Origin of the sequence: Paraburkholderia sp. HD33-4 (assembly GCF_021390635.1) — a bacterium.
Classification (GTDB): Bacteria; Pseudomonadota; Gammaproteobacteria; order Burkholderiales; family Burkholderiaceae; genus Paraburkholderia.
In genome coordinates this window covers 548,419-567,666 of sequence record NZ_JAJEJS010000003.1, presented here as the reverse complement: position 1 = coordinate 567,666, position 19,248 = coordinate 548,419, and the positions used below count along the sequence as shown (strand labels likewise).

At 65.1% G+C, this 19,248-nt stretch carries 18 protein-coding genes; 1 reads left to right on the top strand and 17 read right to left on the bottom strand.

What is annotated here, in order from left to right; translation table 11 throughout:
• Positions 1-35: 35 nt before the first annotated feature.
• The 8 genes from L0U84_RS37120 to L0U84_RS37080 all read right to left on the bottom strand — a co-directional run bounded on the left by L0U84_RS37120 (position 36) and on the right by L0U84_RS37080 (position 9,301).
• Positions 36-1,106: an ABC transporter ATP-binding protein gene (locus L0U84_RS37120; RefSeq protein WP_233858024.1), complete on the bottom strand. Its 1,071-nt coding sequence runs from the start codon at positions 1,104-1,106 to the stop codon at positions 36-38.
• Between the two features lie 42 nt (positions 1,107-1,148).
• Positions 1,149-1,961, bottom strand: coding sequence for a carbohydrate ABC transporter permease (locus L0U84_RS37115; protein ID WP_233858022.1), 813 nt, complete (start codon positions 1,959-1,961; stop codon positions 1,149-1,151).
• Between the two features lies 1 nt (position 1,962).
• Positions 1,963-2,901 (bottom strand): carbohydrate ABC transporter permease, encoded by a 939-nt coding sequence (locus tag L0U84_RS37110; RefSeq protein WP_233858020.1) that lies wholly within the window; start codon positions 2,899-2,901, stop codon positions 1,963-1,965.
• A 92-nt stretch (positions 2,902-2,993) separates the two neighbouring features.
• Positions 2,994-4,205 (bottom strand): ABC transporter substrate-binding protein, encoded by a 1,212-nt coding sequence (locus L0U84_RS37105; RefSeq protein WP_233858018.1) that lies wholly within the window; start codon positions 4,203-4,205, stop codon positions 2,994-2,996.
• Positions 4,206-4,578: 373 nt separating this feature from the next.
• Complete coding sequence (locus L0U84_RS37100) at positions 4,579-5,616, bottom strand: substrate-binding domain-containing protein (protein WP_233858016.1); 1,038 nt, start codon at positions 5,614-5,616, stop codon at positions 4,579-4,581.
• 364 nt (positions 5,617-5,980) lie between these two features.
• Positions 5,981-7,144: a porin gene (locus L0U84_RS37090; RefSeq protein ID WP_233858014.1), complete on the bottom strand. Its 1,164-nt coding sequence runs from the start codon at positions 7,142-7,144 to the stop codon at positions 5,981-5,983.
• Positions 7,145-7,226: 82 nt separating this feature from the next.
• A complete protein-coding gene (locus tag L0U84_RS37085) occupies positions 7,227-8,039 on the bottom strand; it encodes an ABC transporter substrate-binding protein (protein ID WP_442794102.1) in 813 nt (270 codons plus the stop codon).
• A gap of 119 nt (positions 8,040-8,158) precedes the next feature.
• A complete protein-coding gene (locus tag L0U84_RS37080; RefSeq protein WP_442794132.1) occupies positions 8,159-9,301 on the bottom strand; it encodes a M20 aminoacylase family protein in 1,143 nt (380 codons plus the stop codon).
• Positions 9,302-9,490: 189 nt separating this feature from the next.
• On the opposite strand from L0U84_RS37080, the gene L0U84_RS37075 reads away from it, so the two are divergent.
• Positions 9,491-10,444: a LysR family transcriptional regulator gene (locus tag L0U84_RS37075; RefSeq protein ID WP_129963150.1), complete on the top strand. Its 954-nt coding sequence runs from the start codon at positions 9,491-9,493 to the stop codon at positions 10,442-10,444.
• A gap of 13 nt (positions 10,445-10,457) precedes the next feature.
• On the opposite strand, the gene L0U84_RS37070 is transcribed toward L0U84_RS37075, so the two are convergent.
• From L0U84_RS37070 to L0U84_RS37030, 9 genes are all read right to left on the bottom strand, one after another.
• Positions 10,458-10,790 (bottom strand): Rieske (2Fe-2S) protein, encoded by a 333-nt coding sequence (locus L0U84_RS37070; protein WP_233858010.1) that lies wholly within the window; start codon positions 10,788-10,790, stop codon positions 10,458-10,460.
• Positions 10,791-10,793: 3 nt separating this feature from the next.
• On the bottom strand, positions 10,794-11,105 hold the full coding sequence (locus L0U84_RS37065; RefSeq protein ID WP_233858008.1) for a YciI family protein: 312 nt from the start codon (positions 11,103-11,105) through the stop codon (positions 10,794-10,796).
• 5 nt (positions 11,106-11,110) lie between these two features.
• Positions 11,111-11,983, bottom strand: a complete 873-nt coding sequence (locus L0U84_RS37060) for an intradiol ring-cleavage dioxygenase (protein WP_233858006.1) — start codon at positions 11,981-11,983, stop codon at positions 11,111-11,113.
• 45 nt (positions 11,984-12,028) lie between these two features.
• Positions 12,029-13,096 (bottom strand): maleylacetate reductase, encoded by a 1,068-nt coding sequence (locus L0U84_RS37055; protein WP_233858004.1) that lies wholly within the window; start codon positions 13,094-13,096, stop codon positions 12,029-12,031.
• Positions 13,097-13,103: 7 nt separating this feature from the next.
• Positions 13,104-14,570, bottom strand: a complete 1,467-nt coding sequence (locus L0U84_RS37050) for an aldehyde dehydrogenase family protein (protein ID WP_233858002.1) — start codon at positions 14,568-14,570, stop codon at positions 13,104-13,106.
• Positions 14,571-14,617: 47 nt separating this feature from the next.
• Positions 14,618-15,637, bottom strand: coding sequence for a hydroxyquinol 1,2-dioxygenase (locus L0U84_RS37045; protein ID WP_233858000.1), 1,020 nt, complete (start codon positions 15,635-15,637; stop codon positions 14,618-14,620).
• A 27-nt stretch (positions 15,638-15,664) separates the two neighbouring features.
• Positions 15,665-16,159: a hydroxyquinol 1,2-dioxygenase gene (locus L0U84_RS37040; protein WP_233857996.1), complete on the bottom strand. Its 495-nt coding sequence runs from the start codon at positions 16,157-16,159 to the stop codon at positions 15,665-15,667.
• 399 nt (positions 16,160-16,558) lie between these two features.
• Positions 16,559-17,488: a LysR family transcriptional regulator gene (locus tag L0U84_RS37035; RefSeq protein WP_233857995.1), complete on the bottom strand. Its 930-nt coding sequence runs from the start codon at positions 17,486-17,488 to the stop codon at positions 16,559-16,561.
• 144 nt (positions 17,489-17,632) lie between these two features.
• A complete protein-coding gene (locus L0U84_RS37030; RefSeq protein WP_233857993.1) occupies positions 17,633-18,904 on the bottom strand; it encodes an MFS transporter in 1,272 nt (423 codons plus the stop codon).
• Between the last annotated feature and the right edge of the window lie 344 nt (positions 18,905-19,248).

Here is a 19,248-nt window from a genome sequence, read left to right as displayed (position 1 = left end):
TGGTCCCGCCCAATCACGGAACGCGTGCTGTTCGCCTATAGCGCGCGTTCGCTGTTGCGGTCGAAAACATGGACGTGCTCGCTTGCGATGTCGAGACTGAACGCCTCGCCGCTCGCGATCGCGCATACCCCGGCTTGCGCAACCAGCACGGGCGCCGCAACGCCATCGAGCTTCACGGTGACGAAGCTCATCGAACCGGTGGACTCCACCACGTCGACCACGCCACGCAGGCCTGCGGCAGTGGACTGCAAGCGCAGATGCTCGGGACGCAGACCGATCCAGACCTCGGTGCCCGGCTGCAGCGAGCGGCCCAGCGCGAGCGTCTGCCCGCTCGCGCCGCCGAACTGCGCGCTGTGCCCGTCGGGTCCGATCACGGCCTCGATGAAGTTCATCGCCGGCGAACCGATGAAGCCCGCGACGAACCGGTTGGCTGGCCGGTGATACAGCGCGAGCGGAGCGCCCTGCTGCTCGACCTGGCCCGCGCGCAGCACGACGACGTGATCGGCCATCGTCATCGCCTCGATCTGGTCGTGCGTGACGTACACCGAGGTCGCGCCGAGGCGCTGATGCAGCTTGCGAATCTCCGTGCGCATGTGCACGCGCAGCGCCGCATCGAGATTCGACAGCGGTTCGTCGAACAGAAACACCTTCGGATTGCGCACGATCGCGCGGCCCATCGCCACGCGTTGGCGCTGCCCGCCCGACAGCTGGCGCGGCATGCGCTCGAGCAGATGGTCCAGCCCCAGCGTGCGGGAGACGCTGTCGATGCTCTCGCGGATCGCGCGTGGCGCCGCGCGTCGCAGCCGCATCGAGTAGGACATGTTCTTCTCGATGTTCATGTGCGGATACAGCGCATAGCTTTGGAACACCATCGCGACATCGCGCTTGCGCGGCGGCACGTCGTTGACGACCTGGCCGTCGATGCGCAGCGTGCCGCCCGTGATCTGTTCGAGCCCGGCGATGGTGCGCAACAGCGTGGACTTGCCACAGCCCGACGGACCGACCAGCGCGACGAAGCACCCTTCGGGCACACTGATGTCGATGTCCTTCAAAATCTGCACGGCTCCGTAGCTCTTGCTCAGCCGCTCGATCTGTATGCGATCCACAGCGATTCTCCGACCGGCCGGCGCCGGCAAAAAAAGTATGCGTTACTTGAGCGCGCCGGCCGTCAGGCCAGCCACGATCCTGCGTTGCAGCAGCATGAAGACGACAAGGATCGGCGTGACGAAGATCGCCGAGTACGTCATGATGCCGATCCAGTCGACCTTGGTTGCCCCGACGAACGCGGACAGGCCCACCGTGGCGGTCTGGTAACGGTCGTCGAGAATCAGCGAACGGGCGTAGACGTACTCGCCGAACGATTGCAGGAACACCAGGATCGCCGAGACCAGAATGCCGTTGATCGCAAGTGGCAAAATCGCGCTGAAAAATGCCCGCCTCGGTGACGCGCCATCCACGAGCGCCGCATCGCGCAACTCACGCGGCACCTGCACGAAGCTCGGGCGGCACAGCACGATATAGAACGGCAGCGTCTTCGTGATCTGCGCGAGCACGACCGCGAAGCGAGGGGTATCGAGCAGACCTAGGCTTTTGAAGGCGGTGAAGATCGGCGTCACCATCAGGCTCGACGGCAGTGCCTGCAGCACCAGCACCGCGAAGATCGCGAAGCTGGTCCAGCGGTTCTGCACGAACGCCAACGCGTAGGCCGCGCCCGTGCCGATCAGCACGGTCACCGCCACGGTGCCGCACGCGGTCACGAACGAGTTCCACAGGAAGTTGCCCATGCCGCTGTCGCTGAACACCCGCCACAGGTGTGACTGCGGATGTTGCGGCCAGAACGTGGGCGGAAAATGGAACATCTCGCCCGCGCTCTTGAACGCCGTGATGTACATCCAGTACAGCGGGAACAGATAGACCGCGGTAACGCACAGCGCGATGACGAACAGGACATAGCGCTTCATGTCAGACCATCCTTTCGTTGCGCGTCGAGCGCACGTAGATCACCGCGACGATCAGCACCAGCACCAGCATCATCGTGGCGACCGCGGAGCCCGCCGAGACTTCGAAGGTCTGCAGCGAAAGCTGCCACGACCAGAATTGCGCGACCTGCGACGAGTTGGCCGGACCGCCCTGCGTGAGCGCCGCGATCAGGTCGAACTGCTGCATCGTCATGATTGCGCCTAGCGCGATCACGGCGCCCAGCGTGGCTTTCATCATCGGCAGCGTGATGCCGGTGAAGCGTTGCAGCGCGTTCGCGCCGTCGAGTTCGGCCGCTTCGTACAGGTCCGCCGGAATGGCCGCGAGCCCGACCGACAGCAGCAGCATGTTGAACGGCACCCCGAGCCAAACGTTGGCGCCGATCACCGCATAGAGCGACCAGCGAGGATCGGACAACCAGAAGATCTTTTCGTCGAGCACGTGCATTTGCATCAGCACATGATTGAGCACACCGTAGTCGCCGGCGAAAATCAGCTTCCAGATCACGCCAACCACCAGCCCCGGCATGATCCAGCCCGCCAGAAACAGGCCGCGCATCAGGCTCGCGAACGGGAAGTCCTGCGCGAACAGCAGCGCCAGCAGGAAGCCGATCAGCACTTGGAAGGTCAGCGACAGTCCGACGAACAGCACCGTGTTCACGACGACCTGATGCATTTCCGGCCGGCTGAACACATCGCGGTAATTCGCGAGTCCGACGAACGGACGCAGCAGCGTCGCGGGCGCCATCAGATCGACCTGCTGAAACGACAGCACGATGTTGTAGACGAGCGGCAGCCCGGCAAAGACCAGCAGATACAGCAGCGCGAACACCGCCAGCGAGATCTCGAAGGCATGGGCGCGCGGAATGCGGCCCAGGATCCCGCTAGCGGGGTCGCGCGGGATACGGCGCAACAGTGTGTTCATAGCGTTCATCGCTCAAAGACGGGACGGCGCGCGAAGCCGGCCGACGCCTGACGCCCGGCGTTCGGCCACCTCGATCATGTCCAGCGCAGTGCCTAGTTGCTGACTGCCTGCACGGTCTTCGCCGCCTCTGCCATCGCCTGTTGCGGCGTGGCCTGATGCGTGATCACGGACTGGACCGCATCGGAGATCGCCTTCGAGATTTTCGGCCACTGCGGGTTCGGTCCGCGCGGACGGGCGTACTGCATCTGCTCGTTGAAGACTTGATACGCCTGCGGCCATTTCGGGTTCTGCGTATTGGTGTCTTTCGACGGCGGCTGCATGCCGAAGTCGTTCCAGTTCCGGTCGCGCTGCGCGTACATGTATTCGAGGAACTGGAACGCCGTATCCGGATTCTTCGCGCCGCGCAGGATCGCGTGATTCTGCTCGCCCAGCGCCGATGCGCGCGGGCCGCCCGCTTTCTCGACCGGCAGGAGCGCCACGCCCCACTTGAACTTCGCGCCCTTGTCGACGGCACTCAGTTCCCACGGACCGTCGATGTCGATCGCGGCATTGCCGTTGATGAACGTCGCGGCCGCCTCCGACTGGCTATGCGTGAGCGTGTCCTGCGACGCGACCTTGCTGTCGAGCAGCTTCTGCCAGAACGCGGCAGCCCGGGCGGCGCCCGGATCGTTCAAGCGATTCCAGTCGGCGCCCGCCGCCTGAACGAACGGCAGGAACTGGAACACGCCCTCTTCGGTGTTGATCGCGGAAAACGCGAGGCCGTACACGCCCTTCTTCGCGTCGGTCAGCTTCTGCGCGTCCGCGTACAGCTCGTCCCACGTCTGCGGCGGATGCTCGGGATCGAGCCCCGCCGCCTTGAACATGTCCTTGTTGTAGTACATGGCCAGCGTGTTCGTGCCGCGCGGAATCGCGTACACCTTGCTGTTCCAGGTGGCATTCTTCAGCGGCCCGGGAAAGATCGTCTTCTCGTCGATCACCTTCGACTTCGCGAGGTACGGCCCGAGATCGAGCAGCGCATTCTTCGAGGCGAACATCGCCGTGTTCGGGTTGTCGATCGGCACGACGTCCGGCATGTTGCCGGACATCACGGCGCGCATGGTTTCGTCGTTGAGCGCAGCAAAGCCCACTTTGCGGATCTGCAGATGGACATCGGGATGCAGCTTCGCGAATTCCTGCGCCATCTTCGCGGTGTAGTCGTCGGGCTCGTCCACCGCCCAGACCGACAGCGACGCCGCATGCAGCGGCGCGCAGGAAAGCGAGAATGCCAGACCGATGGCCGCGGATGCGGCAAGTAGCTTCTTCATGCTGTCTCCGTTTTTGCGCGCCGCGACCGCGCTTTGTCTAAGTATTTTCTTCGGGCTGTGCGGGAGCCGTCTCGTTCGGTTTGCGAAGCACCACGAGGTTTCGTGCTGTCGTGGCCGGTTTTCCGGAAACGTTTCCGGGAACGCTCGCATCATCGCCTCACAAGGAGGCGTCGTCAAGTCGCCCACGGAACCAACTTCGCGTCGCTGCAACCGGTTTTCCGGAAACGTTTCCGGGGACGCTTGAATGATCTTCCCGGAGGCAGGCGTCGTCAAGCCACCCACGAAAATCGCAATTGCATTTGGCGCAAACCACAATGCGCGCCGGCGCGGCGAGAACCACGTGACAGACAGGTCGATGCGGGCGAGACGGCTGCTATCGCGCTGCCGGGGGCGCGGCGTCTTCGTTGTCGCGCAGGGTCAACGGCCACAGTAGCGGCTCGCGCTCGGCACGATAGGTTTCGGCAAGCTCGGGAAGCTGGGCGAGCAGCGCTCGTGCGAGGCGCTGCCCCAGTCCATGGGCATCCAGGGTGAAGCCGCTCAGCGGCGGCGCGAGGTATTCCGACACCTCACCGGCCAGAACGCCGCCCGAGATCGCCAGATCGCGGCCCGGCGTCTGGCCCATTTCGTGAAGCTTCCGATAGGCGCCGATCGCCATGCAGTCGCTCTGGAACATCAGCGCGTCCGGTGCATCGCCGAGGGCGAGCAGCGCCTCGGTCGCCAGATACCCGCCGCGCTCGGACAGCCTGTTGCGCTGCACGTACCCCGCGGGCACCTCGAGCCCGTGCCTCTTCATCGCCCTCTTCCATGCACGCAGATAGATGTGCGCCTGCATCGCGTCGCCGTCAGGAATCGCCAGCGCGATGCGCCGGTGTCCCCCTGCGACGAGTCGAGCGACACCCGCGGCGGCGGCCGCCTCGAAATCCAGATCGACCCACGTGTGCTCGCCGCCCGACTCGCTGCGGCCCAACGCGACGAACGGAAAATTGCGGCTCGCGACATAGTCGAGCCGCTCGTCGTGGCGCCGCGTGCCGGCGAGAATCACGCCGTCCACCTGGCGGCGATCGACGATGCGTCGCAGTCGCGCGACCTCGTCGTCCCAGGACTCGCTCGAGTACATGACGAGATCCATGCCATGCTGCGACAGAACCGATTGCAAGCCATCGGCGAGTCTCATGAAGATGCCGAGGGTGTAGGTCTCTTCTTCACGCCGCACCGGAAGCATCAGGCCGACCACGTCGAGCCGGCCCCGGCGCAGACTCGCCGCGGACTTGCTGGGTGCGTAGCCGAGTTCGTGCGCCGCGGCGCGGACACGTTCACGCGTTTTGGCACTCACCTCGTCGGCGTCGTTCAAGGCGCGCGAAACAGTCGAAATGGACAGCTTGAGCTCTCTGGCTAGTTCCCGGATATCCATGCGCCTGTCTATTGATGAAGGAAATCTGCCCGGGCTCGCGGTGCGAGCCCGATGCGCAAGGCCATAACGGTACGTCACCGGAGGGCTGCTGTCGAGCCACTCGCACCGGACCGCCTGCATGGCGTGGACAGGGTCGGGCGTTCGTCTTCGACGCCTTTGATGGCTTCGGCCGCTGGCCGCAGGCAGTGTAGCCTGGCGAATTCGCCCGGCCTCGAGACGGCGAGTGCCATGTGAGGCCGGGGCTCATTGTAGTCCCGCGGCCAGACCTCGATTTGAGGTTTGGCTCAGCGGGGCATACGAACCAATGAAGCGGCAGGCAGACTGAAACAGGCATGCCGGGCTACGCGCTGGCAGCCCGCGTCGCTTAGAACGTATGACGCAGGCCGATACGCGCCATCACCTGTTCCCTACCCGACGACGAGTCGTCGGCGGCGGTCATATAGGCTTTGTCGAGCGCGGTGCCCGAGTTGCCGTTCACCTTCATATACGTACCGGCGATATACACGTCGGTACGTTTCGACAGGGTGTAGTCGGCGATCAGGCCGACCATTTGCCAATGCAGCTTCGCGTCGCTCGCCGACGCATCGAGCTTGCCCTGCGTGTAGTAGTACATCGCGCCGACGAGCAGCGCCGGCGTCACGTAATACGTCGCGTTGACCTCGAAGTTGTCGAATTTCAGCGACGACAGCGTCTGCCCCGGCGGCACGATCGAGCCGCTGATGAACTGGAACGAGGTCGGGTCTTTCAGATCGGTGTGCGTATAGACGAAGCCGAGAGTCGACTGCCCGATCTTGTAGCTGACGCCCGCGCCATACACCGTCTGGCGGCTCGCGAGAAAACCGGCGTCGTCGGTCGTGACCGCGCCTACCGTGTTCGCGCCGGGATCGTTGACGTTCAGGTAGCCCACGCCGATCGTCAACGGTCCGTTCGTATAGCCGGCGCCGACACTTTGCGCATTGTTCTTCGAGAACTGCCCGGCGCTGTTCGAGAACGCGTAGGTGGTGCTCAGCTGGAAGCCCGACCAGTTCGCGCTGTTGAACTGGACCGCGTTGTCGAGCCGGAAGAAGTTGTCGGTGTTGTCGTTGCCGTACGGGTGGTCGAACATGAAACCGCCCCAGTTGCCATTCGCGGTCAGCGGCCCAAGGAACGTCACCAGCGAATCGTATTGACGTCCGAACGTCAGCGAACCGATGCCGTCCTTCGAAATCCCGACATAGGCCTGGCGACCGAACATGCGACCGCCTTCCATCAGACGGCCGCTGCTCGCGTCGAAACCGTTCTCGATCCGGAACAGCGCCTGCAGACCACCGCCCAGATCCTCGGAGCCCTTGAGCCCCCAGCGGCTGCCTTGCGCCTCGCCGCTCATCATTTCCCAATTCGAGTGGCCCTGCACGTTGCTCGTGTAGGTCAGGCCTTGGTCGATCAGGCCGTACAGCGTCACGCTGCTTTGCGCGTGCGCACCGACCCCGATGCCGCTTGCAATCAATAGTCCTGCCAACTGTTTTTTCTGCATTTTTTCCAAACCCATTAGTAGCTATCGTTATGGTTCGCCGCGACGGGCAAGCGGGCAAACGCCGTGACGGTTGCCCGCGCCCGATTGCTGGATCGGCTTAGTCGCCGTAGATGTCGAAACTGAAGTACTTGTGCGCGAGCTTGTCGTACGTGCCGCTCTTGCGAATCGCGTCGATGGCCTGGTTGATCTTCGCGATCAGTTGCTCGTCTCCCTTGCGTGCGCCGATCGCGATGCCGTCGCCGGTCGCGCGCGGGTCTTTGACTTCCGCGCCGGCGAACGCAAACGACTTGCCGCGCGGCGTGCGCAGGAAGCCCAGATCGGCCTGAACCGACGCCTGGAACGAGGCATCGAGACGCCCCGTCGACAGGTCTTCGTAGATCTGGTCGGGGCTCTGATACGACACGATCGTCACACCGTTCGGCGCCCATTCCGCCCGTGCGTAGCTCTCTTGCACCGCCCCCTGCTGCACGCCGATGCGGTGGCCGCGCAGCGAGTCGACGGTCGGCTGCAGCTTCGAGCCGGCCGGCGCGACGAGTCGCGCGGAGCCGCCATAGAGCTTGTCGGTGAAATCGATCTGCGCGCGACGCGCGGGCGTCGCCGTCATCGCGGACAGAATCGCGTCGAACTTGCGCGCCTTCAATGCGGGAATCATGCCGTCGAAGCCTTGCTCGACCCATTTGCAATGCACGTTCAGCTGCGCGCAGATCGCGTTGCCGAGATCGATGTCGAAGCCGACGAAGGAGCCGTCGGGCGTCTTCGATTCGAACGGCGGAAAGGTCGGATCGACGCCGAACGTCAGCGTCTGCGAGTTTGCCGGGCTGGCCGCCGACGCGGACGGCGGCATGGCGGTCAACGCGCAGACAGCCGCGCACGCGGATGCCAACAGGGTGGAACGGATCAGTCGTTTCATGGTGTCTCCAAGTCGGGAAGAGGCGCGCTCGCACAAATCGAGCGACAGGTTGCCGCCGCTGTTATTAAAGCCGCGAGCAGGCGACGGCACCCGCGCGCGGCATGCTTGAACGCCGTGGCCTAGCGCAGGAACCGCTCCGTGAGCCGAACCCAGTAGCTCGCGCCGATCGACAGGATGTCGTCGTTGAAGTCGTAACCGGGGTTGTGCGCCATGCAGCCGCCCTTGCCTTCGCCATTGCCGACGAGCAGGTAGCAGCCGGGGCACTGTTCCAGCACGTAGGCGAAGTCCTCGCTGGCCGTGATCGGCCGCATGTCGTGCACGAGGCCTTCGTCGCCGAGCCATTCCCGCGCGACGGACTTCGCGAGCCGCGTCTCGTCGGGATGATTGATCAGCACGGGATAGCCACGCTCGTAGTCGACTTCGGCGCGGGCGCCGTAGGCCTGCGCATGCGCTTGCGCGAGCGCGGTGATGCGCTCCTGCAGATGGGCGCGTACCGCGGGACTCAGTGAACGGACCGACAGCCGGATTTCCACGCTGTCCGGAATGATGTTCGGCGCGCTGCCGCCATGAATAGCGCCGACCGACACGATGCCCGTTTCGAGCGGATCGACGTTGCGCGAGACGATGGTCTGCAACCCCATCACCAGCGACGCGCTCGCGACGACCGGATCGACGGCCTTGTGCGGCACCGCGCCGTGCCCGCCGTGACCGACGATGCGGATCGTCACCGTGTCGGCGGCGGCCATGAACGGCCCCTCGTAAAAGCCGAAGCGGCCGGCCGCGACGCCGGGCATGTTGTGCATCGCGAACACCGCGTCGCACGGAAAGCGTTCGAGCAGCCCGTCTTCGAGCATCTTGCGCGCGCCGCCGCCGTGCTCCTCGGCCGGCTGGAAGATCAGGTTCAGCGTGCCGCTGAAGTTGCGCAACTCCGCCAGCACGCGCGCCGCCGCGAGCAGCATCGCGGTATGGCCGTCGTGGCCGCACGCATGCATCACGCCGTCGTGCTTGCTCGCATAGTCGAGGCCGGTCGCTTCGGTGAGCGGCAGCGCGTCCATGTCGGCGCGCAGGCCGAGCGACTTGCCGCTGCCGTTCGTCAAGGTACCGACGACGCCCGTGCCGCCCAGCCCGCGATGCACGCTATAGCCCCATTCGGCGAGGCGCTGCGCGACCAGCTCGCTCGTCTCGAACTCCTGGAAGCTCAGTTCGGGATGCGCATGAATGTGCCGGCGCAGCGACACCATATCGGCTTCGATCGCGCGCATGCGCGACGGGATGAATTCGTCGAGGGATTCGTCGAGAGATGCTTCAACTGGGTAGGACATGGAGGGCTCGTTGGTGAAGACTGTCGGCGCATCATAGGCAGGCATTTTTTGAGCGGGAAGCCGCAATTTTGTTATATTGATAACCAACGGTTGTCACCGTGTTAACCCCCTCGTCAGCCTTCCCCCCCGATGAAAATCCATCAACTCCAGGCGCTCGTGACGGTCGCCGACGCGGGCAGCATCCGCGCGTCGGCACGTCTGCTCGGCGTGTCCCAGGCGGCAGTCACGAAGGCGTTGCGCGAACTCGAAAAGGATCAGCAACTGACGCTGCTGTCGCGCAGCCCGAGCGGCGTGAGCTTCACCGAGGCCGGCCAGACGCTGCTCGGTCACGCGCGTCTGATGATCGGTCAGCTCGAACGCGCGAACGAAGACCTCGCGAAGCTGCGCGGCGATCAGACCGGCAAGCTCGCGATCGCGATCACGCCGCTCGTGATGCTGGCCTTCATGGCGGAAACGATCACGCTGTTCCGGCAACAGATGCCGAAGGTGCGGCTGGAGATTTTCGAGGGCTTGACTGCCGTCGCGGTGCCGAGGATGCGCGAAGGGTTGCTGGATCTGTCGGTGGTGCCGCTGTCGTCGGCGCTGCCGAGCCGCGAGTTCGATCAGGAATTGCTGTTCACGTACGAGTCGTGCGTGATCGCGCGGCGCGGGCATCCGCTCGCGGATCGCCGCTCGATTCACGATCTGCTCGAGCATGACTGGGCGGTCAATTACACGGCGGCGAGCTTCGAAGGGATGATGCGCAACATCTTCTGGCAGCATGGCGCCGCGATCGAGCCGCATCGGCTGCATTGCGCGCATTCGAGCACGTTGCTCGTCGAACTCGCGCGTCATAACGACATGTTGTCGCATTGCCCGCGGCCGCTGCTGCTGAGCGACTCGCTAAAGGACTGGGCGCAACCGCTCGAACTCGTCGAGCAGTTCGACCTGAGTCAGGTCGCGGTGATCGGCCTGCACAACACGATGCGCAGCGCGGCGAGTCAGTGCTTCGTCGAATGTTTGTCGACGGTGATCCGCAAGCGCCGGCGCTCGGCGAAGGCGCACAACCGGATGTTGTTCGATATGCTCGACGTGGTGCTCTGACGGCGCACGTCGACTAGGGATTCAACACGACCCATGCGTTTGCGTCGACCGTGATCTTCATCGCATCGAGGCTCGCGCCCGCGCACGGTCCCTCGATGCAGCGTCCGTCCTCGAAGCGAAACAGCGCGCTGTGATGCGCGCACATCAACACCTGCGAGCGATAGCACAGCACATCGCCGGGCTCGAAATCGAGCGGCACCGAGAAATGCGGGCAGCGGTTCGCGTAAGCCCACACCTGCTCGCCCCGCCGCACGACCACGACGGGCAGGCCGGCGGGCGTTGTATCGACGACCCGCGCGCCGCCGTCGGGCACGTCGGCGAGCGGACATAGCGGCGTTGCGTTCATCGCTCAGACTCTCCGTTCCGGATTGCCGAGGCTCCAGTCCCACGGACGGATCTCGACGCTATCGAACAGCCCCGCCTGCATATACGGATCGTTGCTGACGAACTCCATCACGTCGTCGATACGTTCCGCTTCGACGACCAGCAAGGTGCCATTCATCGCATCGCATTGCGGCGCGAGCGTCGGACCGCCGAGGCGCACGAATACGCCGCGATGCGCACCACCGCGCAACCACGTCCGATGCACCGGACGCACCCGTTCGCGCACTTCGCGCATGCCGGGCTTGTCGGTTGCGAATACCGCGAAAAAGCGTGCCATTGCCGTCAACTCCGATCGAGGATGAAGTCGTAGCGCGCTTCGCGGAACGGGCCGTCGAAACCGAAGCGGCGCGCGAGCTCGTGGTCGGCCGGGCACTCGCGATAGTCGACCATCAGCGACGGCTTCACGCCGAATACCGCGTCCGAACCCAGATACGGATCCTCGCGATCGAACACATGTGTGACGAGCGTGCGATGCGCGGGCGCGTCGATCATGAAGTGCAGATGCGCGGGGCGCCACGGATGCCGTCCGGTCGCTTCGAGCATGCGGCCCACCGGGCCGTCGGTCGGAATCGGATAGCTGACCGGCACGATCGTCGAGATCGCGTAGCGGCCTTCGGCGTCGGTGCGAAAACGTCCGCGCAGATTGCCGTGCGGCTGCTCGGTGTCCTGCCCGGAGTACATGCCGTTGTCGGCGGTCTGCCAGACGTCGAGCACCGCGTTGGCAAGCGGCTCGCCGTCCGTCGACAGCACGCGCCCATGCACGAGCGCGGGTGTGCCGGGCGTGAACGCGATGTTCTCGCCATACGCGCGCTCGGGCATGCCGCGAATATAGAACGGACCGAACACGGTGGTGTCGGTGGCGCCCGTCGCCAGACGATGGTTGATCGCGTCGACCAGCATCGATACGCCGAGCGTATCCGACAGCAGGATGAATTCCTGCCGCACGAGGTCGTCGCACATCTTGCCGGTGTCGGTCAGAAAGCGAATGGCCGACATCCATTCGGCCTCGGTCGGCTCGACTTCACGCACGAACGCATGCATGTGCCGCACGAGGCTTTGCATCAGCGTGCGCAGCCGTTCATCGGGCGTGCCGGCGAAGCTCGCCACCACCTGCTCGGTCAGGGCCTGTTCGGCCTCCTGGTTGTCTGTCGACATGTCTGCCTCCATCGATTGTTTGGGTGGCGCCGCGTTCTGCGGCGCTCAGGCGGGTTCGGCGCCCTGCCACGCACGTTGCAGCAGCGCGCGTATCGCCTCACGCTCCACGGCACGCGGGTTCGCATACGGATTTTTGCACGCGAGATCGGCTGCTTCGTCGAGGCCATGCTCGGGCATGCCGATCTGCGCGAGCGCCAGCGGAATGCCGAGCGCGCGGTTCAGTTCGAACAGCAGCGGACCCGCGTCGGCCGCGCGCTTGCCACCGAGCGCGCGTGCGACGCGTGCGAGCGCATCGGGCGCGGCGCCGTGGTTGTAGTGTGCGGTATGCGGCAGCATCGCCGCATGCGTTTGCGCATGCGGCAGGTTGAACGTGCCACCCAACGTATGACAAAGCTTGTGGTGCAGCGCCATGCCGACCGCGCCCAGACAGGTGCCCGCGAGCCACGCGCCGTACAGCGCGCCGCCGCGCGCGGCGGCGTCGTTGGGCGCGCGCACGATCGCGGGCAGCGCTTCGCCGAGCGCGCGGATCGCTTCCTCGGCCATCAGGCTGATCACCGGGTTCGCGTCTTCGGCATACAGCGCTTCGACCGCGTGCGCCATCGCGTTGATGCCCGACGCAGCGGAAATGCCCACCGGCAACGACAACGTCAGCGACGGATCGTAGATCACCGTGCGCGGCAGCACGCGCATGTCGCGGCCGGTGCGCTTCAGACGGCCCTCGGTGAGGCCGTAGATCGGCGTCATCTCGGAGCCCGCATAGGTGGTGGGCACCGCGATGATCGGCAGCGACGATTCGAGCGCGATCGCCTTGCCGAGGCCGACCGTCGAGCCGCCGCCCACCGCGACGCAGCAGTCGGCGTCGAGCGCGGCAGCCGCATCGCGCGCCGCTCGTGCAACTTCGATCGGCACGTGCATCACGGCTTGCGCATGCACACCCGCCGCGCGGGACCCGAGCACATCCGCGACCCGCTCGGCCAACGCGTGCTGCTCGGGCGTCGCGAGGATCAGCGCACGCCTGGCTCCTAGCCGCTCGAGCTCCGCGGGCAGTGATGCGAGCCCGCCCCATTCGAACACCACACGCGACGGCGTGCCCTGATAGACGAAGCGCTCCATGCCGGCCTCAGCGCTTGAAATGCGGCGGCACGTTGCCGTCGACATTGACCCACACCGAGCGCGCTTCCGTGTAGTCGTGCATCGCCTCGAAGCCCATCTCGCGTCCGTAGCCCGACTGTCCGACGCCGCCGAACGGGCTGCCCGGATTGACGCGCTTGTAGCAGTTGACCCAGCACATGCCCGCATGAATCCGCGCGGCCATCGAATGCGCGCGCGACAGATCGCGCGTCCACAGCCCGCTGCCGAGGCCGTAGTCGGTACCGTTGGCGATCGCGAGCGCTTCGTCGTCGGTGCTGAAGCGCAGCACCGTGACAAACGGGCCGAACACTTCCTCCTGCGCGACGCGGTCGTTCGGGCTCGCGGCCTCGACCACGGTCGGGCGCACGTAGTAGCCGTTCGCGAGCGCCGCGTCGCTCGGCGCAATGCCGCCGGTCAGCACGCGGCCGCCCTGCTGGCGCGCGATGTCGACGAACGCCAGCACGCGTTCCTGATGCTGCTTCGACGTGAGCGGGCCCATCTCGGTGTTTGCATCGAGCGGATTGCCGAGCCGGATCGACGACGCCAGCGACACGAAGCGTTCGAGGAACTGATCGGCGATGCGCTCGTGCAGGATCAGCCGCGAGCCCGCGATACACGCCTGGCCCTGGTTGTGGAAGATCGCCCACGCGGCGCCGTTGATCGCGGCGTCGAGATTCGCGTCGTCGAACACGATGTTGGCGCCCTTGCCGCCGAGTTCGAGCTGCACGCGCTTCAGGTTGCCCTGCGAGGCCTCGACGATGCGCCGTCCGGTCGCGGTCGATCCGGTGAACGCGATCTTGCCGACGCCCGGATGCTCGGCGAGCCGCTGCCCGGCAGTATGACCATAGCCCGCGACGATGTTGACGACGCCGTCAGGAAAGCCGACCTCGGCCATCAGCTCGACGATGCGCAGCGTGGACAGCGGCGTGATCTCCGACGGCTTCAGCACGACCGTGTTGCCCGCCGCGAGCGCCGGGCCCATTTTCCAGCTCGTGAACATCAGCGGGAAATTCCACGGCACGATCTGTCCGACCACGCCGATCGGTGCGCGCTGCACGTAGTTCAGAAAGCCCGCCTCGACCGGAATCACCGAGCCTTGCAGCTTGTCGGCCATGCCGCCGAAGTAGCGGAAGCATGCGGCGGTGCGCGGTACGTCGAGCGAGCGCGAGTCGCGAATCGGATGGCCCGTGTCGAGCGATTCGAGTTGCGCGAGTTCTTCGGCGTTGGCCTCGATCGCGTCGGCGAGCTTCAGCAGCAGGCGGCCGCGTTCGGCGGCGGGCAGCGCGGCCCACTTCGGGAACGCGCGGGCGGCGGCAGCAACGGCGAGATCGACATCGGCGGCGCTCGCCGCGGCGATCTGCGTGATCAGCGAGCCGTCGTGCGGATTGAGCACGTCGATCGTGCCGCCTTCGACGGCGTCCGTGAAGCGGCCGTCGATGAACAGTTGGGTTTGCATGAATGATCCTCGGTGAATACGGGCGCGGGGGCTCTTCGATCAAGCCTTCAGAAATCGACGGGATACGGCTTGAGCTCGCCGCTCTCGTAGCGCTTCGGCAGATTCGGCGTCGCGTTCTCCCACACCAGCAGCATCGAGCGCTTGGTCGAATAGCCCTGATGGCGGATATCGGCCGGCATCGTGCAGATGTCGCCCGCGCGCATCGTGATACGTGCGCGCGGCGCGCCGGTGTTCTTGTCGCCGACGTCCCAGACGATTTCATCCGACATCTGCAGGAACCACTCGACCCGATCGTTGCCGTGAAAAACCGGCAGGATGTATTCCTCGGTGGTCGGGCAGAACAGGCTCTGGCCGCACACGGACGTGACCGACGGATTCCACGTGACGTCCGAGCGCGACAGATACTTGAACAGGTTGAACGCGTGCAGCTGGCCCTCGAAGCCGGGCTCGACGTGCACTTCCGGATCGTCCTGCGTGACGTCGGCGAACGCGCGGTTCACCGGCAGATCGTCGCGCAGCGGCGAATCGCCTTCGAGACCCGGCATGCGGCGCGTCGCGATGCGCGTGCGCTCGATCGCGGCATCGTTGTCGCCATGCTTGCGGCCGAACGCGGTGCCGGTTTCTTCGGGTGCGGCGAACGGGTCGAAGCCTTCGTTGGTCCAGTCGTGCAGGATCGCCTTGAAGGTCGCCATGATCGTCGGCGTCTCGAAGGTTTCCATGTAGTCGACGCCCGCGTCCTTCATGATGCCGTTGAACGAGCCCGCATACACGTCGACCTTGCCGTAGTGATTGCGCGTGCCGAACACATGGTCGAAGTTGACCCAGCCGTAGAAGAAGCCCCACGCGACGTCGCGCATCATCGCGCGCAGGAACGCATCGGCAGGTACCGCGTGGGTGCGGGTCTGACCTTTCGCGGGCCAGTTGATCTTGACGAAGTACTCGTCGCGCAGGAATTCGAACGCGCCGAGCGTGAAGCGGCGATAGCCGGTGACAGCGTCGGGTTCGCTTGAGCGCACGGTGTCGGCGGCGAAGCCGGCCGGGTGATCCAGGGTTTCGAGAGATGCCATGTTTTGTCTCCTAAGGTCGTGTGCGTATCAGTGCAGGCAGATGTCGGCCCACTTCTCTACCGACAGTTCGCCGAGCATCGTTTGCACGAGCGCGACACCGGCTTTCTGTGCGGTGAAGCGATACGCGCAGCCGGCCGGCAGCAATGCCTGATGACCGCGACGCAGCACCACGTGACCCATCGCACGGCCGGCGGGTTGCGCACCCGCTGCGACGGTGCCCGTGCCGCTCTTCGGCGGGTTGTCGAGCTTGATGAAATCGATGCGCACTTCGCCGTCCATCAGGATCGCGAACTCGTCGTGCGCGCAGGCGAACCATTGCGATTGACCTTCGGTGCGTAGCGCCTCGATCACGTAGTCGAGGTTCTTGCCGACCACGACCTTCTCGTAGGGCGCCGACTGGGAAGCGACTTCGAAGATGTTGGAAAACACGTAGTGGCGCGCTTCGCCGCTCGTGATTTCGATTTCGCCTTTGCGGTAGCCGTCGAGCGAGCCAAAGACGGTGTGGAACGACTGGTCGGTCATTGCTGTCTCCTGTGTCGATCGGAGTTGGCGCTTCAGCGCTTACTCCGATCCCATGCAACGAAGTTGCGGTCGATCGGAGTTGGCGCTTCAGCGCTTACTCCGATCCCATGCAACGAAGTTGCGGTCGATCGGAGTTGGCGCTTCAGCGCTTACTCCGATCCCATGCAACGAAGTTGCGGTCGATCGGAGTTGGCGCTTTAGCTGTCGACCGGTGTTGGCGCTTTAGCGCCTACTGCGGTCCCATGCAAAGCTCTTACTCCGATCCCATGCAACGAAGTTGCGGTTGTTGAATCGGTCTTGCTGGGATCAACTTTAGAAGCGCAACAGGATGGCAACAACCGGCGATCGGGCGATTACAGCATTTGCACTTTGCAAATAATCGCCGCGTAGGCAGCCGCCTTACGTCACCCAGCCGCGCTCGATAAGCGGCACGTCCCAAGCGGGTTCGGGACCCAGGTACTCGGCCAGAAACTCGACCAGCGCTTTCACCTTGAGCGCCTGTCGTTGAGTCGCGGGATACACGGCCGCGAAATTGAGCGGGGACAGCGTGTAGTCGGTCAGAATCGGCACCAGCGAACCATCGAGCAGCGCGGCGCTCGCGACGAGCGTCGGCAGACAGACGACGCCGCCACCGGTCAGCGCATAGTCGCGCAGCAGATGCACCGAGTTCGAACGGATCATGCCGGGCAGCTCCATTTCGACAACCTCGTCACCGTGCGTCATGGTCCAGCGATTGCGCGACGGGTAGCCCGAATAAAGTGCCGTGGTGTGTTGCAGCAGGTCGCGCGGATGCTGCGGCGCGCCATGCTCGTTCACATACGCGGGCGCCGCGCAGAAAAGACGCCGCACTTTGAAGAGACGCCGTTCGATCAGCGATTCGGCGATCGGCGGAAAGATCTGGAAAGCGACGTCGAAGCCCTCTTCGATCGGATCGACCACCCGGTCGTTGACGATCACGTCGAGCTGGATGCCCGGATAGCGCCGGTTGAATTCCGCAAGCGGCGCGCCGAAGTGGCCTAGCGCGAAGCCCGGCAGCATCTGGATGCGCAATCGGCCAGTGGGTGTGGCGCGCAGCTCGCGCATCTGGTCGGTCAGTTCGTTGACACGCCCGACCACTTCCGCGCATTCGCGATAGAACGCCTCGCCCACTTCGGACAGGCGCACGACCCGTGTGCTGCGATGAAAGAGCGGCGCGTTGACGAACTTCTCCAGCTGCTGGATGCGCGTCGTGATCACTGAACTCGTCACGCCCAACTGCCGCGCCGCTTCGGCGAAGCTGCTCGTCTCGGCTACGCGTACGAAGGCCTCGATGCTCAGAAAACGGTCCATGCTGGGTCCTTGTCCACTCGTCCGGCCTGTCAGTGTATCTGGGCTGGGACGCGTGAACGCGCCGCTCGGTCGGCAACAACGGCCTCGTTATCGAGCGCGGCACCGACTGCATTGCCGAGTGCCGTGCCGACCGGTTGCAGCGCATCATTCCGGTTGCTCGCTGACCGGCAGGTCGAGCGACGGCGCGCGGCCCTGACGACGCACTCGGGCCGGCGCGGTTTCCTCGAGCAGCAGGCTCACGCCGATGCCGAGCAGCACCGCGCAGATCGGCAGCCACAGGATGTTCTGGATGCCGAAGTGGGTCGCGACGAAGCCCGCCAATGCCGGCGCAATGCCGCCGCCGAAAATCTCGCCCGCGCCGACGACGATGCCGATCGAAGTCGAGATCATGCCGATCGGTGCAGCTTCGGTCGCAACCGGACTGGACAGCAGCGACACGAGTCCGAGCGTGAAGAACGACGCGACGAACAGCACCGCGAACAGTTGCACCGGTTGCGCGCCGAGTCCGCGGAACACGTACAGCATCACCGCGGTGCCGGCAAAGCCGACGATGCTCGCGACGCGCCGCCCGGTCAGGTCCGACAGCCCCGGCAAACCGAACTGGCCGATGAAGCCGCCAAAGCCGATCGCCGACACGACGACACCCATGCGCTGCGTGTCGAGCGACAGGTAGTCGGTCAGGTACAGCGGCAGCATCGCGCCGAGCACGAACACGCCGGTCATCGCGCAGAACAGCGCGGCCATCGCGATCGGGATGTTGCGGCTCTTCAGCACGGCGCGCCAGTTGCCGCGTTCGGCCGGGCACGTGGCGCGCTTCGGCGCAGCTTGCGGCGCGGCTTTCGGTTCGCGAATCACGAAGTACATCAGCACGCCGAGAATCAGCCCCGGCACCGACACCAGCGCGAACACCCAGCGCCACGAGACCACGCTGAGCAATTGCGTCGCGATGATCGGCGCCAGCGCGAGGCCGAACAGCGCGAAACCGCTTTGCTGCAGACCCAAATTGAAACCGCGGCGCTTCGGATGCGACGCATCGGCGGTCGCGGCGAAGCTGGTCGGGCAGAACGAGCCTTCGGCGACGCCCATCAGCGCGCGCACCGCGAGCAGGCTCATCAGGCCGCCGGCGACCCCGGAGAACCCGGACAGCAGCGAAAACGCCAGAATCGCCGGGATCAGCACCTTGCGGCGCCCGATCTTGTCGGAGATGCCGCCCATCAGCGCCGCGAAAATACCCCACGACAAGCCAAGGATGCCGATGCAGTTGCCGACGTCCTGCGCGGTCAGATGCAGGTCCTTCATGATGGCCGGAAAAAGCGGCGCGATCAGCCACCGGTCGAGTCCCACGAGGCCAAAGCCCAGGGCCAGCAGCACGACGGCCTTCCATTCGTAGGCCACGTCCCAGTCGTTCGATTTCATCTGTGTCTCCATAGGCCGGCCGCCTGGCGCGGACGGCATTCGCTGGCGCGGGGGCGCGCCGCCGGGTTCGTCGAATGCAATAACGGGTGTCGTGCCGCGCTGCGTCGATGCGGCTACGACGCGGCCAAGATTGGCGCAAGTGCGGCGGCTCAGGAACGGGACAAGCGGCGAATGCGGTATTCGTGAATCGCAAATAATCGCGACGGATGGCGCGTGGGCGAATGGGGACAAGGCTCGGCGGCAAGCCGGGGCAGCGAACCGCGAGCGCTTCAGGGTGCCCCAGGACAAGCCCGGGTAGACGCGCGCGTCGGCGCCGGGCGGTGGGTGGCGCGACTCGATTTCGG

Coding starts and splice junctions, on each gene's coding strand:
- L0U84_RS37115 (WP_233858022.1), bottom strand. CDS start 1,961: ATGAAGCGCTATGTCCTGTTCGTCATCGCGCTGTGCGTTACCGCGGTC.
- L0U84_RS37110 (WP_233858020.1), bottom strand. CDS start 2,901: ATGAACACACTGTTGCGCCGTATCCCGCGCGACCCCGCTAGCGGGATC.
- L0U84_RS37105 (WP_233858018.1), bottom strand. CDS start 4,205: ATGAAGAAGCTACTTGCCGCATCCGCGGCCATCGGTCTGGCATTCTCG.
- L0U84_RS37100 (WP_233858016.1), bottom strand. CDS start 5,616: ATGGATATCCGGGAACTAGCCAGAGAGCTCAAGCTGTCCATTTCGACT.
- L0U84_RS37090 (WP_233858014.1), bottom strand. CDS start 7,144: ATGGGTTTGGAAAAAATGCAGAAAAAACAGTTGGCAGGACTATTGATT.
- L0U84_RS37085 (WP_442794102.1), bottom strand. CDS start 8,039: ATGAAACGACTGATCCGTTCCACCCTGTTGGCATCCGCGTGCGCGGCT.
- L0U84_RS37080 (WP_442794132.1), bottom strand. CDS start 9,301: ATGCGCGCGATCGAAGCCGATATGGTGTCGCTGCGCCGGCACATTCAT.
- L0U84_RS37075 (WP_129963150.1), top strand. CDS start 9,491: ATGAAAATCCATCAACTCCAGGCGCTCGTGACGGTCGCCGACGCGGGC.
- L0U84_RS37070 (WP_233858010.1), bottom strand. CDS start 10,790: ATGAACGCAACGCCGCTATGTCCGCTCGCCGACGTGCCCGACGGCGGC.
- L0U84_RS37065 (WP_233858008.1), bottom strand. CDS start 11,105: ATGGCACGCTTTTTCGCGGTATTCGCAACCGACAAGCCCGGCATGCGC.
- L0U84_RS37060 (WP_233858006.1), bottom strand. CDS start 11,983: ATGTCGACAGACAACCAGGAGGCCGAACAGGCCCTGACCGAGCAGGTG.
- L0U84_RS37055 (WP_233858004.1), bottom strand. CDS start 13,096: ATGGAGCGCTTCGTCTATCAGGGCACGCCGTCGCGTGTGGTGTTCGAA.
- L0U84_RS37050 (WP_233858002.1), bottom strand. CDS start 14,570: ATGCAAACCCAACTGTTCATCGACGGCCGCTTCACGGACGCCGTCGAA.
- L0U84_RS37045 (WP_233858000.1), bottom strand. CDS start 15,637: ATGGCATCTCTCGAAACCCTGGATCACCCGGCCGGCTTCGCCGCCGAC.
- L0U84_RS37040 (WP_233857996.1), bottom strand. CDS start 16,159: ATGACCGACCAGTCGTTCCACACCGTCTTTGGCTCGCTCGACGGCTAC.
- L0U84_RS37035 (WP_233857995.1), bottom strand. CDS start 17,488: ATGGACCGTTTTCTGAGCATCGAGGCCTTCGTACGCGTAGCCGAGACG.
- L0U84_RS37030 (WP_233857993.1), bottom strand. CDS start 18,904: ATGAAATCGAACGACTGGGACGTGGCCTACGAATGGAAGGCCGTCGTG.